Annotated in this window: 7 protein-coding genes; 3 read left to right on the top strand and 4 right to left on the bottom strand. The window is 48.0% G+C overall.

The window, feature by feature from the left end; all coding sequences use genetic code 11:
* Positions 1 to 7: 7 nt before the first annotated feature.
* From AC07M6_RS14455 to AC07M6_RS14445, 3 genes are read left to right on the top strand one after another with little or no spacing between them, the layout of a single operon-like run.
* On the top strand, positions 8 to 1,585 hold the full coding sequence (locus AC07M6_RS14455; RefSeq protein WP_494890548.1) for a sodium:solute symporter family protein: 1,578 nt from the start codon (positions 8 to 10) through the stop codon (positions 1,583 to 1,585).
* A gap of 7 nt (positions 1,586 to 1,592) precedes the next feature.
* Entirely contained in the window at positions 1,593 to 3,026 is a 1,434-nt protein-coding gene (locus AC07M6_RS14450) for a sialate O-acetylesterase (protein ID WP_494890546.1), read from the top strand.
* Between the two features lie 6 nt (positions 3,027 to 3,032).
* On the top strand, positions 3,033 to 5,354 hold the full coding sequence (locus tag AC07M6_RS14445; RefSeq protein WP_494890544.1) for a DUF5703 domain-containing protein: 2,322 nt from the start codon (positions 3,033 to 3,035) through the stop codon (positions 5,352 to 5,354).
* Positions 5,355 to 5,741: 387 nt separating this feature from the next.
* Here AC07M6_RS14445 and AC07M6_RS14440 read toward each other — a convergent pair whose 3' ends face one another.
* The 4 genes from AC07M6_RS14440 to AC07M6_RS14425 form a co-directional block, all read right to left on the bottom strand.
* Positions 5,742 to 7,775 (bottom strand): aceric acid hydrolase, encoded by a 2,034-nt coding sequence (locus AC07M6_RS14440; protein WP_494890542.1) that lies wholly within the window; start codon positions 7,773 to 7,775, stop codon positions 5,742 to 5,744.
* An 11-nt stretch (positions 7,776 to 7,786) separates the two neighbouring features.
* Positions 7,787 to 11,185, bottom strand: coding sequence for a glycosyl hydrolase (locus tag AC07M6_RS14435; protein WP_494890540.1), 3,399 nt, complete (start codon positions 11,183 to 11,185; stop codon positions 7,787 to 7,789).
* A complete protein-coding gene (locus AC07M6_RS14430; protein ID WP_494890538.1) occupies positions 11,182 to 14,478 on the bottom strand; it encodes a glycoside hydrolase family 2 TIM barrel-domain containing protein in 3,297 nt (1,098 codons plus the stop codon). Before AC07M6_RS14430 ends, AC07M6_RS14435 begins: the two co-directional genes overlap by 4 nt.
* A gap of 255 nt (positions 14,479 to 14,733) precedes the next feature.
* The gene (locus AC07M6_RS14425; RefSeq protein ID WP_494890537.1) at positions 14,734 to 16,929 is read right to left on the bottom strand and encodes an alpha-L-rhamnosidase-related protein; all 2,196 of its coding nucleotides are present in this window, start codon (positions 16,927 to 16,929) and stop codon (positions 14,734 to 14,736) included.

Below are 16,929 nucleotides of genomic sequence, written 5' to 3'. Positions count from 1 at the left end.
CTGTTTAATGATGAGACACGAAACCCTGCACCTGATTGATTATGTAATTATAGCCGTGGCGCTGGCCGTTTCCCTAACTATAGGGCTGCGTTTTTCTAAAGGCCAAAACTCTACTAAAAAATATTTTGTATCGCGCGGGTCACTTCCGGCCTGGGCTATCGGTATGTCGCTCATGGCAACATTGATCAGCAGTGTTACTTTTTTGGCTTATCCCGGCGAGGGTTTTTCTTCTAACTGGATCTTATTAGTTCAGGGATTAATGGTGCCGGTGGTACTGTTAGGCATGGTTTGGTTTGTGGTGCCGCTTTACCGTAAGGTGATTGGCGTAAGCACTTACGAGTATTTTGAAAAACGCTTTGGCACCTTTGCCCGCTTTTATAGTTCGGTAGGTTTTGTGCTCACGCATTTTTCTAAAATGGGGACGGTATTTTTCCTGCTGGCTTTAGCCCTGGCCAATATGACCAATACCAACGCCTACGCTATTGTATGGATCATCGGCATTGTCATTATCGTCATCACCCTTATCGGCGGTATCGAGGCGGTTATCTGGGCCGATGTGGTTCAGGGCTTTTTGCTGATAGCGGGCGGTATCGTTTCTTTTTTCATCCTGGTATTTTCTATCAAGGGCGGTTTCCCCGAGCTTTGGCGCGTGGCTACCATCCACAATAAAACAAATTTTGGCCCCTATACCTGGGATTTTAAAAAGCTGACCTTTATAGTAATGGTGATTAACGGCTTTTTTTACGCTATCCAAAAATACGGCACCGATCAAACCATGGTGCAGCGGTACCTTTCCGCTAAAACAGATAAAGGCGCCATCAGGGCATCATTATTGGGCGTTGCCTTAACCGTTCCATTATGGGGCTTATTTATGTTTATCGGTACGGCATTATTTGTATTTTACCAGCAGCACCCCTTGCCTGCGGATATTAAAAGCGATGCCGTTTTCCCTTATTTCATCATGACCGAATTGCCGCCGGGCGTAGTAGGTTTAATATTAGCCGCGCTGATCTCGGCCGCTATCTCCAGTTTGGGCGCCGACCTGAATTGCCTTTCGGCGATTGGGGTGGAAGATTACTACAAGAAATTTAAACCCGGAAAATCAGATACCCAATACTTAAAAGCCGGCCGCTGGATTGTAGTTGGGGCCGGTGTAGGCGCTATCGGGATTGCATCGTTATACCTGATTGCCGGCGGCGAAGGGGCGTTGGGTATTGTGTTTACACTGTATGCCATCTTCTCGGGCGGTATTGTGGGAATCTTCCTTTTGGGATTATTCAGCGCGAGGGCTAATCGGCAGGGGCTTAATATTGGCATTATTGCCTGTATCATATTCACCGCCTGGGCATTTTTAACATCGGCCAAAATTGGTATGGGTCCCGAAAAACATATCCTACTTAACCTTGGAAAATATAACTTTACCCAGCATAAATATATGCTGGGCGTTTACAGCCATTTTGTGGTAATTATTGTTGGTTACGTAGCCAGTCTGTTTTTCCCCAAACCTGTGTTAGATAAAAACCTGCTGTACAGCGGCTGGTTAGAAGCTATGCGCGCCCGTAAACTGGAAGAGAAAAATTCATAATTAACGAATGAAAATTAAAGCATTTGCGCTATCAGTGGTTACCCTTTTTTCAGGTATCGCGGCAAACGCGCAATTAAAATTAGGCGCACTGTTTACCGATAACATGGTTTTGCAACAGCAAACCCAAGCCCCCATTTGGGGTTGGGACGTTGCCGGTAAGACGGTAACCGTAACTACATCGTGGAACAATAAAAGCTATAAGGTTACTACCGCCAGTACCGGCAAATGGATGGTAAAGGTGGCTACCCCGGCTTATGGCGGGCCGTATACTGTAACCATTAGCGATGGCAAACCCATTAAGCTAAATAACGTACTGATTGGCGAGGTTTGGCTTTGCGCCGGGCAATCTAACATGGAAATGCCGGTTAAAGGTTTTAAAGGTGCGCCGGTAATTGGTTCTTTAGATGCCATACTGAAATCCAACAATCCCGACATTCATATTTATACCGTTCCTCACGCATCGGTAACTACCGCGCAGGATACCAGCAAGCCGAGCAACTGGCACGTAGCCACGCCCGAGTTTGTGGCTAACTTTAGCGCTACGGGATATTTCTTTGGTCGCTTACTAAATCAAACCTTGCATGTGCCGATAGGCCTCATTAGCGATAACTATGGTGGCTCTACGGCCGAAGCCTGGATGGATGCGGAAGGTTTGAAAGATTTTAGCGAGATCCGGATACCTAAAAAAACGGATACCATTAAAGTAGTTACCCGTACGCCTACAACTTTGTTTAATGGCATGCTATACCCGGTTATTGGTTATGGCATTAAAGGCTGTATCTGGTACCAGGGCGAATCAAACTACGACCGCCCCGACCGTTATGAACAGCTATTCCCCGCCATGGTAAAGCGCTGGCGCGACCTATGGGGACAAGGCGATTTCCCTTTCTACTACACCCAGATAGCCCCTTACGATTATGCCCAATTGCCGCCCTACAATTCGGGCGGGAAGTATAACTCAGCCTACCTGCGCGATGCCCAGCGCAAGGCCTTAAGGTATATCCCAAACAGCGGCATGGCGGTGCTGATGGACGTAGGCGAACAGGCCACCATACACCCCGCACGCAAGGAAGAACCCGGTACAAGGCTGGCCTACCTGGCCCTGTCGCTAACCTATAATCAGGCTATCAAAACCTATATTTATACCAGTCCGCTTTATAAGGATATCACCATCAACGGCAGCATAGCTACTATCAACTTTACCAATGCCGATCAGGGCCTTACCTCGTTTGGCAAAACTTTGCAGTATTTTGAGATTGCGGGTAAGGACAAAACATTCCGCCCGGCTACGGCTGTTATTTCGGGCAGCGCGATATTGGTATCGTCGCCATTGGTGAAAGAACCTGTGGCTGTGCGCTACGCTTTCCGCGATTTTATTGTGGGTGATCTTTTTGGTACAAACGGACTGCCTGTATCCTCGTTCCGCACCGATGACTGGTAAAACAAAATGATGATGAAAAAACTGCTTTTCGCTATTGTGGTATGCTGTTTCGGCTTAAATGCCTATGCGCAAAAGCCAGCCGGAATTGACCGGTATAACCAAACCTGGACCAGTCAAAGTCAAAACTCATCTCAATCAATGCCTTGCGGCGGCGGCGATATCGGGTTGAATGTTTGGGTAGAGAAAGGCGAGCTATTTTTTTACATCGCCCGCAGCGGCACATTTGACGAGAATAACGCTATGCTGAAACTGGGCCGGGTGCGCGTAAAGCTATCCCCCAACCCATTTGATGGCGGCGATTTTAAACAGCAACTCATCCTGCAAAATGGTTCGGTATCCATCAACGGTAAAAATGGCCAGCTATCCACACAAATAAAAGTTTGGGTGGATGTTTTTCGTCCGGTGATCCATGTGGAGATGCAAAGCAACCAGGCCGTAAAAACAGAAGCCGCTTTTGAAAGCTGGCGGTACAAAGACCGGCCGGTTACAGGTTCCGAAAAAAACGAAGGATCGTGGAAGTTCTCGCCACAGAAAAATATAATTACGAGAAAAGACCAGATCGCTTTCGCGGACAACCGTGTCCTGTTCTATCATCATAACTTAGACTCTACCGTATTTGATGCTACTGTAAAACAGCAGGCCATGGATGCGGTGAAAGCGGAGATGTTTAACCCGCTAAAAAACCTCACCTTTGGTGGTACCATGCGGGGCGCAAACCTGCAGTCTGCGGGCACCTATACCGGCAAATATGTGGATACCGATTTTGAAGGATGGAAACTGCAAAGCAAATCGGCTGCTAAACAACAGGAACTTACCATCTATCTGAACACTACCCAAACCGCCTCCATCGCCGAATGGCAAACGGATTTAAATAAGGTAGTAAAGGATGCCGAAACACACCAAAAAACCGCCTGGCAAAAAACAGCGGATTGGTGGAAACAATATTGGGACAGGAGTTTTATTTATATTAACCCCGACAAGGCTAATAACACTGCCGAATGGCAAACAGGTAAAAATTACCAGCTATTCCGCTATATGCTGGGCTGTAATGCTTACGGGCAATATCCTACTAAATTTAACGGCGGCCTGTTTACTTACGATCCGGTTTATATTAATAAAGATTTAAGCTATACCCCCGATTTCCGTAACTGGGGCGGCGGTTTAATGACGGCCCAAAACCAACGGCTGGTTTATTTCCCCATGTTAAAAAGCGGTGATATAGACATGATGAAGCCGCAATTTGATTTCTATCTGCGGTCGCTCCGCAACGCCGAGCTGCGCAGCAAAGTTTACTGGGGGCACGAAGGCGCTTCTTTTACCGAACAACTGGAAAACTTCGGCTTGCCTAATTTTGCCGAGTATGGTTCCAAACGCCCTGCTAATTTTGATAAAGGGGTAGAGTACAATGCCTGGCTGGAATATACCTGGGATACCGTTTTTGAGTTTTGCCTGATGATGCTGGAAACCGAACGGTACGAGGGGAAGGACATTCACCAATACCTGCCTTTTATCCAAAGCTGCCTTACTTTTTTTGATGAGCATTATCAATACTTAAGCAAAGCGCGCAGTGCTAAAGCGCTGGATGGCAATGGGCATTTAGTGCTTTATCCGGGTGCGGGTGCGGAGACTTATAAAATGGCTACCAATGCCACTTCTACCATTGCCGCGCTGCAAACTATTACCAAACGTTTGCTGGATTTGCCTGCTAATTACCTGACAAAAGAGGAGCGTGCAAAACTGGTCGACTTTACCAAACGCATCCCGCCTATTACTTACCGGGAGATGAACGGACACAAAATGCTTTCACCGGCGCAAAGCTGGGAGCGTATCAACAACGTGGAAAGCACCCAGTTTTATAGCGTATTCCCCTGGGGTATTCATGGGTTAAATAAACCCGACCTGGATATTGCCCTGAACACCTGGAAATACGATACCCTTGCCATCAAATTCCGCAGCGGGGTGGGCTGGAAACAGGATAATATCTTCGCCGCGCGGTTAGGCCTCACCAAAGAAGCCGCCGAACTGACCACCTTTAAACTGAAAGATTCCGGCAGGCGTTTTCCGGCATTTTGGGGGCCCGGCTTCGACTGGACGCCAGACCATAACTGGGGCGGTTCGGGTATGATCGGCCTGCAGGAAATGCTGATGCAGGTGGATGGTCAAAAGATCTGCCTCTTCCCCGCCTGGCCAAAAGATTGGGATGTGCATTTTAAATTGCATGCGCCTTATAACACTACCGTTGAAGGTGTATTAAAGGATGGCAAGGTAGCTTCGCTTAAAGTTTTACCGGCAGAGCGGATGAAGGATGTGGTAGTGATGCTGAAGTAGGGCGGCGGCTCCTATTACTTGCGCTCGTCTGTGACGAGTGCTTAATGTGGCCCTGCGATTGCATCGCATCTCGCGTCACAGACGCTCAACAGTATTAAGCACTCGTCACAGACGAGTGCAAGATAGACAAAATAGGGGTTAACACAACTTAACACAATTCGATGTTAACCCAAATTAAACACCTGACAAACAACACTTTAATGCTTTTCCGGGGTTAACATCAAAACTAAGCTTATAGTTTTAATCTGCAAGATCTTTCGAAGTAGAGCTGCGGAGCCAAAAACATGTCATTTCTGTCCCCGCAGGGTCCTCTCGGAGAGACCTGCGTAAACTAAAGGACGAAGGATAAAAGCAGCAGTTCTGTTTCCCCTTCAGGGGGTTAGGGGGCTATCTATCTACAGGCATCCAAGTCTCCATATCTACATGGCCGCGGTTGCCCCAGGCGTAGTACGGGATCAGGCGGATATTAACGGTTTGCTTACCCGTGCTGATCTCTTTATACAACTGGTTTTTCCAGTTTGTTTTGCTGTGCAGATCGGCTTTGCCGGTAAGGCTCATGATCTCGCTGCCATCAATTTTTATCAGTTCGGGTTTTAGGATGATGTTTGCCGGTATGGCCACGTTAAATACTTTCTGGCCCTTTGGCAGGTCTTTTGATTCCAGGCAATAGACGATCGGTCCGCGCTTAACCGCTACCTGGTTACGGGTTTCCTCTACCAGCGGATTAGCTTCCATTAGTTTGGCCGGCATGGGCAGGTTCAGTTCAATTTTATCGCCGGCTTTCCAAACGCGGTTAACTTCGGCATACTCGCCCGAAATTAATTTTGTGTTTACTGCTATACCGTTCACCGTTAAAATTGCGCCATTGCACCATCCGGGGATCCGTAAAAATACAGACAGGGCCTTTGCCGGAACCTGCTGCATGGTGATGCTAATCCTGCCGTTCCATGGATATTCCGTTACCTGCGATAATTTGACAGTCGAACCATCCTTTAATTTGGTTGACAGGTTATTACCACCATATAAATTAAACCAAAGGCCTTTATCGGATATGCTGTAGGCATAATCGCTCACCTCGGCAATAGTGCGCACCACATTTGGCGGGCAGCAATTGGATAGCTTAATATATCCTACCCTATCCTTAGACCATCGCGAATTGAAGGTCAGGTCGTCTGAAAAACTCAAGGGGTTAGTATATAAAAATTCACGGCCGGATAAGCTGATGCCGGATAGTACGCTATTATATAGGGCCAGTTCCACAACATCAGCATATTTGGCTTTGCCGGTTAACTGCAGCATGCGCCAGTTCCATAACATATTACCAATATTGGCACAGGTTTCGTTATGGGCGGTGGCATTGGGTAATTGATAATCCCTGCCGTAAGCCTGGTGCACCTGTTGAATTTCTTTGGGATTATACGATGTAGCATCAGGCGAAACACCATCATACAAAGCGCCGGTGGCACCCGTTACATACATTTTGCGGCTTACCATATCATTCCAGATCAGGTTGAGCGAGTGCATCAATGTGGTATCCCCGGTTTCGGCAAATACATCGGCAACGCCGGCATAAAGGTAATTACCACGTACGGCATGCCCCATCGCGGTAGTTTGCTGGCGGAAAGGGATCCGGTCTTGGTTATCATCGGTGCCGTCCTTGTTGGCCCCTCTTAAATCTATCAGTCGTTTTGCCAGTTGTAAATATTTAGGGTTTTGCGTGGTGCGGTACATCTCAACCACGCCCATATAATGCGATGGGCAGATGGCGCTCCGGGCAGCTTCCGGCGATGCCGAGCTATAAAATTTATCCAGATAATCGGTTGCCTTTTCGGCGATGGTTAAAAAGTTCCGTTTTCCGGTAACCCGGTAATGTACACAAGCGGCCGTCATTAAATGCCCAAGGTTATAGGCTTCAAAATTGTTTGGGTCTTTAAAAGCGGTTTCCTCCCCACGCTTATGCTGCGAAATAATTACGGGTGTGTGGATATATCCGTCTGCCCGCTGGCTTTTACCGATAACGGTAATGGCATGTTCCATCAGCGCATCCAGTTTAGGATCATGGGTAGAGGCATACATACTGGCAACGGCTTCCAGCAGCTTATAAAAATCGCCATCATGAAAAGGCGGGCCCGAGTGCGAACCCGTATCCAGCCCGGCGGCAATCTCAAAGTTTTTAAACGCGTGACTGATCTTAGGGTCGGTATAAATGCGCCACAGGTTGGGGATCATGGTATCGCGGCACACCTTAAAACGGTCGGCCCAAAAGCCTTTAGTCCAGCTTACGTTGCCCATATCCACACTGCTTAATTTAGCGTAGGGACTGGCTGATGTGTTCACCAATGCCTTGCTTTGCGCCGATGCATCTAACTTCAGCAAGCCGGTCAGCGCGGCTATAGCTAATATCGTTTTCACTTTGCTCATTTCTTTATTGATTATTTCGGGTCGTACACTTGCTCTAATAATTTTACCGGGCCTAATAAACCTGCCGGTAACAGGGATTTGGTTTCCAGGCGATAAGGGGCGTTTGTCCACGTAATGCGTTTATTTTCGGGCAGGTTATGGTCGCCCATTAGGCGGTTGGCCCAGGTATTGGTCACCGCTATCCTTAATGTATTTTCACCGGGTTTTAGCGCTTTGGCAATATTTACCCGGTAGGGATAAGTCCAGGCCACGCCACAGTCAATCCCGTTTACATATACCTGCGCCATATTGGCCACCTTACCCAAATCCAGCCAAACCTGCGTACCCGCGCCTTTTTGTTGTGGCTTAGCCCATTTAAAAGTGGCAGTATAATTTGCTGTGCCCGAGTAATATTTTATTCCCTCTTCCGCCCGTTTCGACCAATCCTCCAGATCATCAAATTGCACAGGTTGACTCGGGCCTCCATATTTGGCATCAAATTGCACTTTCCAACCATTTAACTGTTTACCGTTTTTAGCAGTCGACGGCCATACGCCGTTGTCATCAAACAGGTAAGGTTTGGTAATAACCTGGTCGAGCACCACAAAGGTTGATCCGTTGGCCGGGAGATCCAGTTTCATTAATGAACGGCCATTTTTAGTTTCCCAATTGGTGGCGTTACTGATCTCCCCAGTAACCGGGTTAAAGATCCGTGGTGCGCGGCTACCGTTACGTAATGACAGGTTAATGGTCCGGTCAGCAGCCTGCTGGTTGGAGATAAAATAGATATCAAAACCTTGTCCCGAGCGGTGCCTCCAAACAATATCTTCGGCGTGTTTACCCGCGCTATCAGTTGCCCAAACATCGCGCGCGATGCCTAATTCGTCAAGTGTTTCTTTTTTATACGGACCGATTAGTAATTTCCCTTTTGATCCTTTTATACCGGGCGATGGGTAATCTATCGTGTCCGTGTTTTCATCGTTAAAAATTACGTTAGCCCCGGCTTTTATCAACTCCTGGATCTTATTAAACACTTCTGCCGACATTTGTGCATTTGGATCCATCAGCGTTTTGCCCGGTATTAGCAATAAGCCATAACTTGCCCCGCCTGGTAAAACAATCCGGCCATTTTTAACCTTAGCCAAACGCAGTAACGCATCCTTATTAAACGAATCGTAAGCGTAGCCACGCAGTGGGTCGGTAAACATATCCGCAGTTTCCATATTGGCTGAGTGGCTGGCATCTTCTACCATATTCCTGATAGGTTCACCTTTATTGCTTAACCTGTCCACCTCACTCAATACTTTTTTCAATCCAAATAAGCCTGGCAGTGTACTCACCAGGCGTGTTGGCAATACCGCACGGCGCGGTGTTTCCTCACCCGTAAAAACGGCAATGTCAGCTACCGGGTGCCCCATTTGTAATAGCGCCTGGCAGCGTTGGATATAATCTATCCAGGCCTTGCCCGGTTTCCACCAGGTTTGGTCACGCTGGAAGAAATTACCAATGCCGTCCAGTGTCATGCCGGGCTTGCGGTCGAGCCAGGGGTTGTGAGCATTTACGTGGAACACCATGCGGTTAATACCTAAGGCAAAATTGCGGTCGGCCATGGTTTTCAGCATGCCGGGGTGTTCGTCCCACATCAGGCGCAGCTCGGTAAAAGCCTCGGCCTGGATGATGTTTTTGCCATAGATATGCCCGCCCGAAATAGCGTCCAGCATATCGTTAGGCTTATCGTGCGTAGGGCTGCGGAACCAAAATTCGCCCATAGGGATATCCGATTTACTGTAGTGCAGCATACCGTCGCTCACCATTGTTGGCGCCACGCTCTCAGCTGTGAAAGTGCAGCCCTTTTCATGCGCCAGTTTGGCCATGGTGCCATAAAAATTATCAACCATTAACTGGGCAATGGTTTCGCGTATGTCACTCAGTACTTTTTCAGATTCTTCGGCGCTTTGGATAGGCACGCCCGCCATCAGCGGCAGATAAGGCAGCAGATCGTACCCGCGGCGTTTCTTAAACTCGGCCGCAAATATGGGCGACCAGTTTTGGCTGCCACACTCCCAGCTATCGATATGGAAGATCTTTAAAACCCGCTTTGCCAACTCGGGACCGCCGTGTTTAATAGCCTCGCCAAACCAATTATTAAACTGTATGGTGGCCGCTTCGGGACTAAATTTATCGCACTCCAAGCCGTTACCCGCCCCGCCCGTAGCGTTGGTATGCCCGGTGCTGGTATGCCCGATACGCAGGATGGTCCAGTTACCCGCAGGCGCAGTCCAGTTCAGTTTACCATCGGCACCTAATTTACCGGTGATGTTGATGATCTTGTCTTTCGGTACGCACAAGTCGTCTGGCAATTGCGCCGTTGTGCTACTTTTACTGATGCGCCATACTTCACCGGTTTTACTTTCGTATTGATGCAGTTTGGGTTCGGATGATAGTTCGATGCCAGATATCTTGAGCGACGGTTTCCATTTGGCAAAGTCCAGATCTTCAGCACCCGGTTCCGAGCCTGTTTTATCGTAAGTGAACCTAAAATATTTGGCGGTGGTTGTCGGGATGGTATTGGTGATCTCCGCATCGCCATCCTGCCAGCCGTGACGCGGCGGAATTAAGCGCGTTACGTTAAAATAATGCTCACCATCCTGACTGGCCTCTACCAATAAGCGTTCCGACTGGTAATTACTGGCCGCCGTATGGATTACCAGCGAGCGGCAGGTAAAAGGCTTTTCGAACTCCAGCCGCAGCCAGCAGGCCTCCGAGGTAGAGAAGCTTTTTTTGTTACCCCGCAGAACCAAATACTGCACATCAGTATTTGGCAGGCTAACGGTAATTTTAGGCTGTGCATCATAACTGCTGCTGCCTTCGCCGGGGAGACTTGGGTAGGCCAGCACTTCAATATCTTTATAATAGTTTTTATAGTGCGCCGGAATAGGCAGCGTATCATGATAAACTTTGCCGCTTGTAATAAACGTTTTCGAGGTCACCACCTTTTGCATGGACAATTCAGGCGTGATCCAGGGGCCGCCAGCCAGGGCAAATCCGTCGCAATCGTGCATGGCCAGTTTTACGCCAATGCGGTCGGCTTCCTGCATGGTGAATTTGACCATGGCCCACCATTCGGGCGTTAACTGCGCCACCGGGTTGGGGATCATGGGCGGGTTGGTGACGCTTTTTATGGGCATCAGGTAAGCACCGCCAATGCCCGCATCCTTCATGCTTTGCAAATCAGCGGTCACCCCTTCGCGGGTTACCGCGCCATACATCCAGTACCAAAACACCCAGGGCCTGGCTGCTTCGGGCGGATGCAGGAATACCTGCTTGAGCTGATCTTTAGCGATGACTTTGCCGAGCACCTGGGCCGTGGCCGGAATAATGAAATAAACCAGACATACACAAATAATCAGAATCGCTCTTTTAATCGTCATGGTTTTTTAACTCTTATTCCGTGGCCCATTTCTACTAAATCCTTCGGCAGATCATCAGCGAATAGCAATTGGAAACGGTAGTGATAATTACGCGCGGGTACCATATACTGATCAAGCGGTGCCGCAACGGCACTCCAGCTATCGTTACCGCCTACGCCCATTTGCACCAAATCTATATTTAAGGTAATGTAACCGGCATCAACCAATTTATTGGTGTGGCGGGCTTTTGTGATGTTTTGCTCGGTATAGCGCCAGGCGCTCATGCTCAATAAACTATCGGCCGCTATCCATAACCCCGTTTTTTTATCGGAAAGAGACATCCAGCGCACATCGGTACGGTTTCCATTTTCCTGCGGAACCACATAAGGCTCGATAAAGTTGCTGATGGTAGACATGTATATACCCGCCTTGAAACCTGTGCGACGGTCTATGTAATTTTCCAGCGGACCACGGCCATAGTAGACTATGTTGGTATCCGCTTTTGCTATCCCCATCTGCATACCAACTTTAGGCATATCCGGGTGTTTCCCTATAACGTGCATTTGATAATCTACACTGATCGCCCCGTCACCCCTGATGATATAACTAACGTCCACTTTTACCGAATCGTTCAGTACATTATAGGATGAAGTTATACCGACATAACCGTTCTGTTCCTTATTTGACAGACCTATACTTTTTAACTGGGGTTTGTTATCATACCAAAACTTTAACTTAACGGGAGATTTCCAACCCCTACGGTCGTTATCGGTAACCGGGCGCGTAAAATGCGGAAGCAACGGTGCAAAAACATGCTCCTTCCCTTTCCAAACATAAGAGTGGATAGCGCCATCCTGGCGACTAAACGTTAATTGAAAATTGTTGCCTTTTATCTTGTAATCGTTTTTGGTAGTTTCAACGCTAAGCGGTGCATACTTTTTGGTATCAGGTTTCAGTTTGGCCAGCCCAGTTAAAGCGAATTGATCTTCGGCTATTTCGTATCCTTTTGGGGCCCATGTTCTGTTTTCCGCAAGCGCGAAATAAATATTGGCTAAGTACTCGTGCCCGGCTGCATAAGCAGGCAAGTATTGTTTGATATTGATGATTGTGTCATTGCCAGCTTTAAGATTGATCCGCGGCATTTTAATTTTGTCGATAATAGCCCCATCCTCTAAAACATCCAGCTCTACATCATACACATTCAAATTAGTAGCGGCATGCCAGTTTTTAATGCTGATAGTTGCCTTAGCCGCATCCACCAACTTACATTCCGCCGGTTGAAATACGTGCTTGCATTCGTAAATAGCAGCCTTAGGCCGGCCATCCGACGCTACAATGCCCTTGATGGTAAAATCATCAAAATACTTCTCGCCGTAATCGCCGCCGTAGGCGTAGAACGATTTGCCGGTTGAATCTTTCTTCAATAAACCCTGGTCTTTAAACTCCCAGATGGCCCCGCCGATGATGCGCGGCGTGGTGCGCCATTGGTCCCAAAATTCTTTCAGGTTACCTACCGAGTTACCCATGGCGTGGGCATATTCCACAAAAAATATCGGGCGGTTATCGCCATTTTTTTGATTAGCCAGCAATGGCGCGGTATACAAACCCGGATACATGCGGCTCACAATATCCACATAAGGTTGATCGATAGGGTTTTGCAGGCGGTGCGAGTGGTCGTTTGTTTTGGGATAGCGCGGATCGTCGGTCGCTATGTAGCCTTCGGCTTGCGGTGTGCCTTGCGCAGGTTCGTAATGCACGGGGCGGGTGATATCAAAATCGTGCACCCAGCCGGCCATAGCCGAGTGGTTTGGCCCGCGACCGGCTTCGTTACCCAAACTCCAGATGATCACACTCGGATGGTTTTTATCGCGCATCACCATACGGGTTACCCTGTCCAGATAAGCCCCCGCCCATTGCGGGTCGTTGCTCAGTTTAGAACCCAAACCGTGCGTTTCCAAATTGGCCTCGTCGATCACCAAAATCCCGTACTGGTCGCAAAGATCGTACAGGTAAGGATCGGATGGGTAATGGCTGGTACGGATACAGTTAAAGTTGAAACGTTTGATGGTTTGTACATCGCGCAAAATATCCTCACGGGATAATGCCTTGCCTTTTATAGGATCATGATCGGGGCGGTTTACACCGTACAGGTAAGTTATTTTTCCATTAATCAGTAGTTTTCCATTATCCTTCCCAAACTCAATACTGCGGAAACCAACCTTACAGCTTTTTACTTCCAGTACGTGGCCGGTGCTATCCTCTAAAGTTAAAGCCAAAGTGTACAGGTTCGGGGCTTCGTCACTCCATTTATCAGGGTTTTTGATCTTGGCCTCCATCATCCCAAACTTCACATTATCCAATCGCGGATAAATTTCGTTGACGATGCTTTCTACACTTTTTTGCAGGGGCTTGGCAAATACTTCTTTATCGTTCTTATCAAATAATTGCGCTTTCAGTTGGTAACCGGGGATAGCTTTACCGGTCAAATTCTCCATCCGCGGGCGGATCATCAGCATGGCATCTTTGTAATCCTTATCCAATTTGCATTCCCACTGAAAATCGGCGATACGCAACTTAGGTTCGGCCAGCAGCAGCACCTCGCGGTGGATACCGCTCATACGCCACTGGTCCTGGTCTTCCAAAAAATAGCCGTCGCTCCAGCGGATCACCTGTACCGATACGGTGTTCTCGCCTGCCTGCAAATACGGCGTAATGTTAAACTCCGACGGCAGGAAACTATCTTCGCCATAACCCAAAAACTGGCCGTTCAGCCATACCTTAAAACCCGAACTTACCCCGCCAAAATGCAGGGTGATATTCATATCCTTCCAGTTAGCCGGAACGGTAAAAGTACGCTGATAGCTGCTGACGGCATTATAATCCTGCGGCACATGCGGCGGGTTAACCGGGCGGAACGGGTACACGGCGCTTTTATAAATGGGCTTATCATAACCCTGCATTTCAATGCTCGATGGCACTATAATTTTATGCCAGCCGCTTACCTTGCCTTTATAAAAATCCTGTGGCGCATCGGCGGGTTTGCTGGCATACCAGTAATCCCATTTACCGTTGAGACTGATCATTCGGCCCGATTTGTCGCGGTCGTCCTTCAATGCCTCGGCAACCGTAGCGTATGAATAAGCCGTGGCCCTGGCCGCGTCGCGGTTAATGCCAGTTACCATCGGGTTTTCCCAGGGCTCGTCCTTATAAATAGCCGGCACATTGGGGATAGCCGCCGGGGTTTTATCCACCAGTTGGGCGAATGCGCCAAGCGGCAGTAAAAGTATTACGTATATTAATTTGCGTATGATCATTTTTACCAAAAAAACGCCGGATCAAGCGTCCACGCTTGATCCTAATTTTAGTGTAAGCGTCCACGCTTACGTTATTTTTTAAATTAAGCGTGGACGCTTAATTAGGAATGCGTTCAAGCGTGGACGCTTGAACGGGCGAATAACTATTTGTCATTGCGAGGAGCGATAGCGTGGCAATCCCAAAGGACATGCAACGTGGACCTGCCTCTGGGATTGCCACGTCGCTATCGCTCCTCGCAATGACAAATTATGTGATTACATCGCTGTATACTCCACCGTATATTTCTTACCCTTCGCAATACTCACCTCGTAAACATTTTTACCTTTGGCTACCACCGCTCCATCCTTGCAAACCGGTAGCGTGCTGCTGCTAAAATGCAGGGTGCCGGTACCCGTATCGCCACTTACTTTTATTTGTTTGGCATCACAACGTACTTTAATATCGCCGTTGGGTGTAGGCACACTGCCTTCCATCCATTGTAAACCACCCAATTTAGGGGTGATGGTATATTGGCTATAGCCCGGCGCGCTTGGTTTTACGCCTAAGTAGTATTTACCTAACAAATATATCGGACTGGCCCCCCAGGCATGGCAAAGGCTTTTGCCAAACTCGCGACCGTACATGCTGTAATGGTCGGCGCCGGTTTTGGTGGGGTTGTATTCTTCCCAAAAGCTGGTTGCCCCCAGGTTTAGCATACCGCCCCAGTAGCTTTTCATTTCTTTCAGCACGTAATCCTGTTCACCCATGGCGCACAAGGCTTCCAACTCGTAAAAGCGCATGTATGGGGTGGTGATCTTTTGGATCTTATCGTTCAGCAGTACTGTTTTCTTTACCTGCTGTTTTTGCGCTTCGGTAAAATAGTTGAAGAAAATAGAGAACATATTGCTGTAGCGCGTTACATTATCGGTTTGCTTGCCGTTAACGCGGCTATGCACTAAGGCACCTTTCTGGGCATTCCAGTAATATTGGAAAATCTTGGTTTTTAGCGTAGCTGCTTGTTGTTTGTAGGTTGCGCCGTTTCCTTTATCCCCCATTAAATTGGCACACAGAGCCATGGTTTCCAGGCTGCGGCAAAGCAGTAATTGCTCAAAACTCACCTCGCCTTTTTTGCTGAGGCCATCGGCCCAGTCGATGAAAGTCCAATCGCCGGGCAGACCGGTCATCAGGCCGTATTTATCCCTCCTGTTCAGACAAAATTGCATCAGGCTTTGCATGCGGGGGTACATTTGTTTAATAAACGCCTTATCGCCGGTGTACTGGTAATAATCGTAAATACCCAAAAACCAATAGAAGGTATAATCCATAATGGTATTAATATGGCTGGTTACCGGGTCTTTCCCGCGCAGCGCATACAGGGTGCGGGTTACCGTTGGCGAATCGAAATACAGGTAATAATTCATGGCGTAGCTTTGGTAAGCATCGCCGCTCCAAACCCAGCGGTCGCGTTTAATACCATCAATAAAAAACTCGCGGGTATTCAGGTGCAGGGTATAAGCCGCCACATCCCAAATTTTGTTCAGCTGCTCATCGTTACATTTAAAGCTGCCCCGTTGTTCAACCGCCGAATACTCATACAGCATGGACACATCATCCACACTTACTTTATCATCAAGCTTAATATTTACATAACGGAAAGCCCGCGAGCCTTCCATCGTAATATCCGCTTTCGCGGATTGATCTACCGGCAGTTCATCCATTAGTTCACCGTGATCCGGCGATAGCGCTTCCTCTTTCGATTCGCCGTAATACAGGGTTACATTGCCTTTGCCTTTTACGCCCAACAGCTTTACAAAACCAAAGGTTTCCTTACCGAAATCCACCAAAATTGTATTACCTTTTTTCTCTTTCTTAACGGCCTGGTGCTCTTCAGTAGGGAGTTTGAATATGGACGGCGCGAAATTAGGATCGTAAAAATTCCATGCCCCGGCGTTGGCGTATATGGTAGCCGACAGGTCGGATGCTTTGCCCGATGCATCAATCCATTCCTTATCCTCAAAAGTGGTCAGCCAGGACGCATCTGATACCAAATGCTCGCCTTTAACATATATAGATGGCACATTAGCCTGGTTATACACCTTCAGACTGATGCGGTGCTTGCCGGCCGGCACTTCTATCGATTTTGGATAACCCGCATAAGCCTTGCTATCTATCTTTAAATTATACTGGCCTTCTACCGCTATCTCCACCTTTTCGGCTTTAGGCAACACAAAATCTTTGTGAAATTCTACCAGCACGTAGTGGCTGTCCTCTTTCCAAAGCGGCGGCAGGAAAGCGCCACGTTCGGTACGGCGGTTTTGCATCTTATTGCTTAGCCAAACTTCGTAATCGCCTGGGTACCAGATCCAGGTAGCCTTTTGGGCCATGGCGGCATCGGCAAAAAACAGCATACCAAAGCATAGTGCCATGCCAATATACCGGGTCAGTTTTTTTTGATTAGGGTTGATTCTCAT

It is taken from the genome of Mucilaginibacter sp. GW821-FHT07H05, from assembly GCF_059418485.1.
This window is presented reverse-complemented; position numbering and strand designations above follow the sequence as displayed.